An 8,993-nucleotide genomic window follows, 5' to 3' on the forward strand; every position below is an offset into this window, starting at 1 on the left:
TGGTTTCGGCGTTCAAGGCAAGCCCCCGCGTGCAGATGCCCGCGGGGGTGCCGATGGCCTTACATCCAGCCTTTTTCCTTGTAGTACTTTTCAGCTCCGGCATGCAGCGGGGCGGACAGTCCACCCTTGATCATGTCTTCTTCGGTCAGGTTTTCAAAGGCGGGGTGCAGCTTCTTGAAGCGGTCGAAATTGTCGAACACGGCCTTGACGACCTGGTAGATCACGTCTTCCGGCACATCTTCGGACGTCACGAAGGTCGCCTTCACGCCGAAGGTCTTGATGTCGTCCGGATTGCCCTTGTACATGCCGCCCGGAATGGTTGCCCAGGCGTAGTAGGCGTTTTCGTCGACCAGCTGCCCGATCGCGTCGCCGTCGACATTCACCAGCACGGCGTCGGTGGTCGTCGTGGCTTCCTGGATGGCCCCGGCCGGGTGTCCGACGGTGTAGATCATGGCGTCGATCTTGTTGTCGCCAAGAGCGCCGGCCTGTTCAGCGGCCTTCAGTTCGGAGGCGAGGGCAAAATCGTCGGTGGACCAGCCCTTGGCACCAAGCACGACGTCCATCGTCGCGCGCTGGCCGGAGCCGGGGTTGCCGATATTGACGCGCTTGCCTTTCAGGTCGTCGAACGTCTTGACGCCGGAATCGGCGCGGGCGACGACGGTGAAGGGTTCGCCATGGACGGAGAAGACGGCACGCAGCTTGTCGAACTTGTCGCCTTCGAACTTGGAAGTGCCGTTATAGGCGTGGAACTGCCAGTCAGACTGTGCGACGCCCAGCTGGCGGTCGCCGTTCTTGATGGCGTTGATGTTGTCGATCGAACCGCCGGTGGACGGGGCGGTGCACTTGATGTTGTGCTCGGCCGAGCCGCGGTTGACGAGGCGGCAGATGGATTGTCCGACCACGTAGTAAACGCCGGTCTGTCCGCCCGTGCCGATGGTGATGAAAGTTTCCTCTGCCTTGGCAGCGCCGGCTGCCAGCAGCGAAATCGCTGCAGCTGCCGCAAGTTTCTTCAATTTCATCGTGTTACTCCCACTTCTTCAAAATTTTCACATCGGGTTTAGCCCTAAACTCCCGGGGAAATGACGTATGTTGTTGTTTTCCATATCTCCGGGTTCATCCTGACAGAGAACAATGCAGGGTTGGATTGTGCAACCCTCTTTCAGTCCAAACGTCAGAATTGTCGTGCCTCCCGATACCAACCTGGCCGAAACGGTCAAGGGCACCGGCAGGCAATTCACAGGTCTGTCGGCGCCAATATCGGAGCGCCTCTCTTGCCTCCTTATCCCTTTCCAACCGACGCAATCGCAGCATCCACGGCGTCGCCAAGACGGCCTGCAATCGTCTCGATGTCGGCCCTGGCCGAGATGAACGGCGGGGCGAGCAGAACGTGGTCACCCTCACGACCGTTGATCGTGCCGCCCATCGGGTAGACCATGAGACCGCGGTACATTGCCTCGCTCTTGATACGGGCGTTCAGCTTCAGCCCGGCATCGAACGGCTTCTTCGTTTCCCTGTCTTCGACGAGTTCAATCGCCTGGAAAAGCCCGCGCCCCCGTATGTCGCCGACATTTGCATGCTGGCCGAAACGGTCTGTGAGGCAGGCGGAAAGATGCTTGCCCATGGCGACGACATTGGACAGCAGGTTGTCCCTGCGGATGACTTCCTGCACGGCCAGTCCTGCCGCCGCGGCCATCGGATGGCCCATATAGGTGTGACCGTGCTGGAAGTAGCCCGAACCCTTTTCGAAGGCCTCGAAAATCGTGTCGCTCAACAGAACGGCGCCGATCGGCTGATAGCCGCCGCCGAGGCCTTTCGCGATGGTAAGAAGGTCGGGTCGCACGTCTTCCTGTTCGCAGGCATGCAACGTGCCGGTCCTGCCCATGCCGCACATGACTTCGTCCAGGATCAGCAGGACGCCGTACCGGTCGCAGATCTCCCGGATTTTCCGGAAATAGCCGGGTGCCGGCGTCAACGCACCGCTCGTCGCCCCGACAACCGGTTCGGCGACGAAGGCCATGACGGTGTCTTCGCCAAGCTCCAGGATCTTGTCTTCCAGTTCCTGTGCAGCACGCAGGCCGTATTCCTCGAGCGTTTCTCCAGTTTGCTGGTCCCGGTAGGCATAGCAGGGCGCAATGTGGTGGGTTTCGATGAGCAGGGGGCTGAATTGCACCCGGCGCCATTCGTTGCCGCCGGCGGCGAGCGCTCCGAGCGTGTTGCCATGGTAGCTCTGGCGGCGCGCGATGACGTGGCGGCGCTGCGGCTGGCCGGTTTCGACGAAATATTGCCGTGCCATCTTGAGGGCCGCCTCGACCGCTTCCGAGCCACCGCTAACGAGATAGACCTTGTCGATGCCCTCCGGCGCATCGCTGACGAGACGATCGGCGAGCTTTTCCGCTACGTCTGTCGTGAAGAAGCCGGTATGGGCATAGGCGATGCTGTCAAGCTGGTCGTGGAGGGCCTTCAGGACGTCCGGGTGGGCGTGGCCAAGACACGAAACGGCAGCGCCTCCCGAGGCGTCGATATAGGATTTGCCGGACTGGTCATAAAGATGAATTCCCTGACCGCGCACGGCGACCGGAAGCGTGGACCGGATGGAACGGTGCAGAAGATGCGTCATGGCAGGTCTTTCGAAATTGGCGCCACTGGAATCGGGCGCGTCGTGGCATAGGTGCCAAGGCTGGCGTGGTAATCGTCCGCCCGCCTGAGGGCTTCGAGCGCTTCGTCGCCTTCGCGGCCGGCGACGAGGCCGGCCAGGATTTCAGCAAGCGCAAAAGCGGGTGTCATTGTGTGAAAGAAGGAAGAACTCTCCGTCGAGGCGAGGACTGTCACGCTGGCGTTGCGGGCAAGCGGAGAGACCGCACTGTCGGTCAGTGCAATGACGGGCGTGCCGCGCCTATGTGCATAGTCGGCGATATCCAGGGTGACCCTTGTGTAGGGGCGCACGGTGACCGCGAAGAGCACGTCGTCCTGCGTCGCAAACCGCAGCCTGTCCGCTCCGGTATCGGCGACATCGTCCAGCATGACTGTTTTTTCGCCGATGAGGGACAGGATGTAGTGCAGCTGCCAGACGATCGGATAGCTTGCGCGCAGGCCCACGCAAAAGACACGCCGTGCTTTGACGATCAGCGCGGCCGCTTCGGTGAGCTGCGCCAGTCGCTCCGGTGATCCCAGCGCATCGATCTGGCGTTTCAGGGACGCAATGATGTTGCCGGCCAGAGCCTGGTCGCCGTCGAGCGCCTGTCTTCGTCTTTGACCGCGGGCCTTTTCCGCAAAGTCGGACACCGGAAAGCGCAGGGCCTCGGCATAGGCCTCCCGGACTGCGTCGTAGCCTTCAAGACCGAGCTGTTTTGCCAGCCGGGTCATCGTCGAGGCCTGAACGCCGGCCCGCCGGGCCTGTTCGCGCATGGACAGAAGCGCAACGTCGCTGGGATTGTCGATCACGAACTGCGCTGCTTTCTTCAACTCCTTCGGGAAGCCGTCGAAACACGCGATGATCTGTTCGGAAAGCGTCGGCCTGAGCATGAGATTGGTCCTGTGCGCCCATTCGCTGCTTGCAACATATGTTTCAAAACTGCTAAAAAGTCAACAAATGTATCATTGAGAGAAGTGGCATGAACGGAACCGGGCCTTTTGCAGACGTGGCGATCGCGGTCGCCCCCAATGGCGGGCGCAAGACCAAGGCGGATCACCCTGGTCTGCCTCTCACTCCCGATGAGCTGGCCGCGACAGCAGCGGCCTGCCATGAGGCGGGGGCCGCGATGATCCACATTCATGTGAGAACGCCTGAGGGCCGGCACCTGCTCGACCCGGGTGCCTATCGCGCCGCAATCGATGCCGTGCGCCGGGAAGTTGGCGACAGGTTGCTGATACAGATCACCAGCGAAGCCCTGGGGCTCTACAGTCCGCCGGAGCAGATCGCGGTGGTGAAGAAAACACGGCCGGAAGCCGTTTCGCTGGCCTTGCGGGAAATCGCGCCGGCGGCCGGGGACCTGCCTGCGTTTATCGATCTGCTCGCCTGGATGAAACGGGAGAACGTTCTGCCGCAGATCATTCTCTACGAGCCGTCGGAGGCCGTCCGGCTGGCGGCGCTGCGCGATCGCGGCGACCTGCCGTTCGAGAACATCCCGGTCCTCTATGTGCTGGGGCGCTACACCACCGGACAGACTTCAGCACCGGCCGACCTGCTGCCGTTTCTGGAGGCGGGGCAACCCCGCTTTTCAAACTGGATGGTCTGCGCCTTCGGCCGTTACGAAACCGCCTGCCTGACAGCTGCCGGTTTGCTGGGCGGGAACCTGCGCACCGGATTTGAAAACAACACCATCCTGCCGGACGGCCGCGTGGCGGCGGTGAACGAAGAGCTAGTCTCAAGCTTGGCCGGCGCACTCAAGGCATGCGGGCAGAGCCTCTCCGATGCCGGCACTCTCCGGTCGCAGATGCTCCGGACACTTGGTCAGGGCTGACTGTCTGCGGGGCGCACGTGTCTGGTTTTGGGCCCCTGTGCAGCATGAGCCGCCCGAGCTGATCTCATTCCGGTTGACCTGAGACCCAATCCTCCGTCTTTCGCGGACAATCCGCTCTCGGCGAATGCAAGCAGTCGACTGCCGGGCAGCGCATTGCCCGGACGTCATTCGGAGCAATTGCTTCCAGGCGTTCTTCGCGCAGCTTTGCTTTCATCCGCCGCTTGGGATGCTGGTTGCGCAGCTACAGGCCCAACTTTTTGCAAATCCAGCGTGTTTTCTTCTGATCGATCATCAATCCCTCGCCGTGCAACAGCACATGGACACGCCGTTAGCCACAACGGCCGAAATCGTGATCTGGATCCGGAAGAAGGTGCGCAGGAGGGGGCGTGGCAGGACGGATGGGAGTGCCCGGCAACAGGTGCCATTGACTGAGATCTGGAAAACCAACGCACTTGGAGAGTGCCTTCTGCGGGTGCTTCACAATCAGAAGCAGGCAAGGCAAGCCGGTGCTCTTGTCAAAGATACGGTCGACAAGTGTCTTGGTTGTCCTATCGTCCGGTTCGTGTTTAATGCATGCCCCGGATTGATGTCCGGACGAATTGCGAGCCGTTCGATAGTATTTTCCGTTCGTTTTCGTGCGTGGGGGCGCATTGCATGAATAAAAAGATAGCTCTTGTCGATGACCATCAGATGGTTCTGGACGGGCTGGCAAATTTGATTGTTACGCAAATGCCGGGCGTCGAAATTGAGACATCCACAGACCCGCTCAGATTTCTCGAAACACTTGATGCAAAGCACGACTTCTCTCTCGTTGTGACAGACCTCTTCATGCTGAAAATGAACGGCCTTGCCTTTGCTTCCGCTATCCGGGACCGGAGCGCGGACCTGCCGGTACTTCTCCTGTCAGGCGTTGAAGACGAACTCCCGGAGGAGACGGTGCTGTCCTCCGGGGCGCGGGGATTTGTCTCCAAGAAGGTGGGGCAATCAGCTCTGTTCGACGGGATCAATGCCGCGCTGGACGGCAAGATCTATATCAACGGCAAGATCATCGACCAGAGATCCGGCACCAGCCTGATCAGGGAGAACGGCGAGGCGCTGCGCTATCCGAAAGTGAGCGAAAGGCAGGTGGAAATCCTGAGGCTGATTGCCGGCGGAGACTCGAACAAGGAAATTTCCGACAAGCTTCTCATCAGCGAAAATACCGTAAAGAGCCATATCAAGATCCTGTTCTCGGAACTTGGCGTCAACAAGCGCGCGGCCTGCGTGCGTCAGGCCAGGGTTTTCGGCATGATCTGATCTCCTGATCAACGGGCAGGTTTCAGCGCTGGACCGTTCTTTCCAGGATCCGCCGCAATCGCGCCGGCTCGATCGGCTTTTTCAGGAATGTCACCCCGGCAGGCAGGGCGAGATTCTCCTCTCCTCCAAGGTCACCGCTCATGAGCAGTGCGGGTGTGTCGTCGTTGACCTCGTCTCGCAATGCCTGGATCAGGGCAAGGCCGCTCTCGCCATCGCCGAGTCTCTTGTCGACGATGAGCAGGCTGGGGTTGGCGCTGGTCTCGCCCAAAAGATGAAGGGCTTCCTTCGAACTGGTCGCGGATATCACCTGGCAGCCCCACAGGGTCAAAAGCCCGCCCATGCCACTCAGCACCGCCGCTTGATCGTCGACCAGGACGACCAGAGGGGCGTGTGCAAATTTTTCCAGCACCTCAGCCGGTTTCTGCAAGACCGTGTCCGTCACCGGCGACGCCTTGAAGGTCAATCTGAAGACGCTTCCCTTGCCTGGTTCCGAGTGAACCGAGACGCCGACATCCAAAAGTTGCGCCAGACGACGGACAATGGACAGGCCGAGCCCGAAACCGGACGCCGTGTCTGGGCTGCGGTTCTGCAACTGGACATATTCCTCGAAAATCGCCTCCTGCTTGACCTTCGGGATACCCGGCCCATTGTCGGCGACTTCAATCGTCGCGATGCCGGTGTCGTGGCGGACCATCAGGGAAACGGCGCCGCCGGCAGGTGTGTATTTGATGGCATTTGACAGAAGGTTCCGGACGATCCGGGTCAGGAGAACCGGATCGGTGATCGCCTGGATGTTCTGAATGTCTGTCGTCAGGGAGATCGATTTCGCGGTTGTCAGAGCATCGAATTCGGCTGCCAGTGCTTCCAGTTCCGGCTTGCATCGGAAGACGGTCAGGTCCGGCACGACCGACCCGCTGTCAAGCCGGTTGATCTCGACCAGCCCGCGCAACAGTTCCACCTGTCCACGCCAGCTGTTCTCGATGCGCTCCAGCAGCTTCAGGGCTTCCGGGTCCTGCAACTTGTCCCGCAACAGGTGAAGGAAATAGCCTTGCGCGTGAAGGGGTTGCGACAGGTCGTGGCTGGTGGCAGCGAGAAACCGTGTCTTTTCCTCGTGGATCTTCTGGATCGTATCCTTCTGAGTGACCACCTCTGCCATCAGCGCCTTCGTGGTCTCCGCACTCGAGGCTTCCCGGCTGTTTTCTTCCGAGCGCGCGCTTGTGACCATGCCGAAGGCAAAATAGACGAAGGAGCCGATGCCGATCGCGCGATAGGGCCAGTCCGCAGTCGCCAGCACATAGGTGCCGAAAGGCAGAAGGCAGCAAATTGCCAGCGCCACGAAGGCAGGTCTGTACACCGCTCCGGGCAGCATGCCACCGAGCGTGATGCTGAAGACGATCAGCGTGCTGATGAAGACCCTGAAGTCTGACGCGGGATCGAACAGGTAGATTGCGTTGGCGCTCCACAGCAGACCCGTGACGCAGGTGACGGCGATGTGTCCTTTCAAAAACGCCTGTACATTCGCCGATTTGATCCCGGACTTGGCGGCTTGGGAATTGTAGGCAAAGGTCACCAGGACCATGAAGCTCGCGCTGCCGAACCAGATGGCGGCTTCCGTTTTCAGGTCCTGAAAGAAGAGCATCACGGCACTGTTTGCGATGATGATCTCGACGAACAGGCAGGATGTAAGCACGCCCGCCTTCAGTTGCCGGGCCTGGGCAATCAGAAACGAAAGCTGGTCGGGAGTATCAGACCGCTTCAGCATGTGTTCCGGCCTCGTCCACGGTACGCGATGCCGGCTGGCGGATCGTCGCAAGATGCAGGAGAACCGCAGCCCCGAGTCGCAGCGCAATCGGAATGCCGGCGAAGAAAAGCGTCAGGAGAAGAAGCTGGCTGCTGCCATTTGCACCCTCGCGCTGAAAGTCGACGAGGTCGAGTGCCGGAAACGCGATGGCCATGGGAACAATGAATGTCAGCTTTGAAGCTGCGTTCTTGAAGGCGAGAAACAACCCGGCAAGCGGACTGCCGGAGGTCTCTTCCTCGTAGACGATGTCGGCCAGCATGGAGGTCGGCATGATGGCATCGCAGCCGAATACGGCGCCGACCAGAACGAACAGAGCCACCGCCCCGGGAACCGAACCCGGACCGAGGACGAAGGCACTGCCGAGAGCTGCGGCACAGAAGACAATCGAAACGATCCAGGTCGTCTTCTTGCCGAACCGTCTGGACAACAGGACCCAGAGGGGAATGAACAGTGCCGTGGAGACGAAGAGCAGCAGGATCAGCGGTGCTACCAGGGCAGGTGCCGCAAGCACGTGCGTAATGTAAAGAACGGCAAGCCCCGCCGTCAGCGAATTCGCCGACTGAACGATAAAGAAGGCGAAGACGAGTGCCCGGAACGGCCCGTGCCCCAGAACCAGCCGGAGCGTTTCGCGGAAGCCGCGCCGTGTTGCAAGCACCGTGCGCCGCCGGTCCGGCACGACGGCAAGAAACAGCCCGAGCCCGATCGCGCTCAGAACCGCAACGGCAAGAGCAATGGCGGCAAGCGCTTTTTGTGTCGACAGCAGGAAGACAACCGGCAGCGTAGCAGCGGCAATCGCGCCCGCAACCTGGAAAATTGCCTTGGAGCCGGCAAGGAGCGAGCGTTCGTGCACGTCCGGAGAAATTTCCAGTCCGATCGAGGAATAGGGAATGTCGAGGACCGTGAGGAACAGGAAATACAGAAAACAGGCGAGGGACAAGTAGACCAGACCGGCGGTTGCCGGCGGTGCCAGAAGCATCCAAACAGCCGCGGCAAAGCAGGGAACACCCAGAATAATCCAGGGTTTGCGCGGTCCAAACCGGCTGCGCGTCTGGTCGCTGAGGTAGCCGATCACGGGATCCGAGATAACATCAAACACCCGGCCAAGCGAGAAAATCAGCCCGACGGCGGTGAACCCAAGGCCGAGACCGGTCGCATAAAAGGTTGGGATATACATCACCAATGCCAGTCCGCTCATGGCGACAGGTGTCGTTAACGCTCCGAAGCAGAATAGCTGCCAATAGCTCAGCGAGCCGGTTTGCCGTGCATGATTTTTCAAACTGAACCCCCACCCGTGCCTGAATTGAATAGTCTGAAAAACCGGCCGACGAAAGACACGTAATACAGGAATTTTTAGAAGTATTATCTATTCATGATTGAATTTACCAATAATTCAGAGAAATAGATTTAGGCGCAAATGGGTGGCTCAAGCCACCCGA

7 protein-coding genes and 1 pseudogene are annotated in these 8,993 nt (G+C 60.0%); 2 read left to right on the forward strand and 6 right to left on the reverse strand.

The window, feature by feature from the left end:
• Positions 1–59 precede the first annotated feature (59 nt).
• The 3 genes from ACX3M4_RS01695 to ACX3M4_RS01705 form a co-directional block, all read right to left on the reverse strand.
• Positions 60–1,019: a TAXI family TRAP transporter solute-binding subunit gene (locus tag ACX3M4_RS01695; RefSeq protein WP_459356877.1), complete on the reverse strand. Its 960-nt coding sequence runs from the start codon at positions 1,017–1,019 to the stop codon at positions 60–62.
• Positions 1,020–1,279: 260 nt separating this feature from the next.
• Entirely contained in the window at positions 1,280–2,617 is a 1,338-nt protein-coding gene (locus ACX3M4_RS01700; protein WP_459356878.1) for an aspartate aminotransferase family protein, read from the reverse strand.
• The gene (locus tag ACX3M4_RS01705) at positions 2,614–3,522 is read right to left on the reverse strand and encodes a MurR/RpiR family transcriptional regulator (RefSeq protein WP_459356879.1); all 909 of its coding nucleotides are present in this window, start codon (positions 3,520–3,522) and stop codon (positions 2,614–2,616) included. The genes ACX3M4_RS01700 and ACX3M4_RS01705 overlap by 4 nt, the downstream gene beginning before the upstream one ends.
• A gap of 89 nt (positions 3,523–3,611) precedes the next feature.
• Here ACX3M4_RS01705 and ACX3M4_RS01710 point away from each other — a divergent pair, with 89 nt between their 5' ends.
• Positions 3,612–4,460 carry a beta-keto acid cleavage family enzyme gene (locus tag ACX3M4_RS01710; protein WP_459356880.1) on the forward strand — a complete coding sequence of 283 codons (849 nt, stop codon included), beginning with the start codon at positions 3,612–3,614 and terminating at the stop codon, positions 4,458–4,460.
• Between the two features lie 151 nt (positions 4,461–4,611).
• On the opposite strand, the pseudogene ACX3M4_RS01715 reads toward ACX3M4_RS01710, so the two are convergent.
• A pseudogene (locus ACX3M4_RS01715) lies at positions 4,612–4,788 on the reverse strand (IS3 family transposase); the annotation flags it as partial.
• 326 nt (positions 4,789–5,114) lie between these two features.
• Here ACX3M4_RS01715 and ACX3M4_RS01720 point away from each other — a divergent pair.
• Complete coding sequence (locus ACX3M4_RS01720) at positions 5,115–5,756, forward strand: response regulator (RefSeq protein WP_459356881.1); 642 nt, start codon at positions 5,115–5,117, stop codon at positions 5,754–5,756.
• Positions 5,757–5,778: 22 nt separating this feature from the next.
• Here the strand turns inward: ACX3M4_RS01720 and ACX3M4_RS01725 are convergent, their stop codons facing one another.
• Both ACX3M4_RS01725 and ACX3M4_RS01730 read right to left on the reverse strand, forming a co-directional pair.
• Positions 5,779–7,518 (reverse strand): hybrid sensor histidine kinase/response regulator, encoded by a 1,740-nt coding sequence (locus ACX3M4_RS01725; protein WP_459356882.1) that lies wholly within the window; start codon positions 7,516–7,518, stop codon positions 5,779–5,781.
• Positions 7,502–8,833, reverse strand: a complete 1,332-nt coding sequence (locus ACX3M4_RS01730) for an MFS transporter (protein ID WP_459356883.1) — start codon at positions 8,831–8,833, stop codon at positions 7,502–7,504. Before ACX3M4_RS01730 ends, ACX3M4_RS01725 begins: the two co-directional genes overlap by 17 nt.
• Between the last annotated feature and the right edge of the window lie 160 nt (positions 8,834–8,993).

Source organism: Roseibium sp. M-1 (assembly GCF_054515675.1).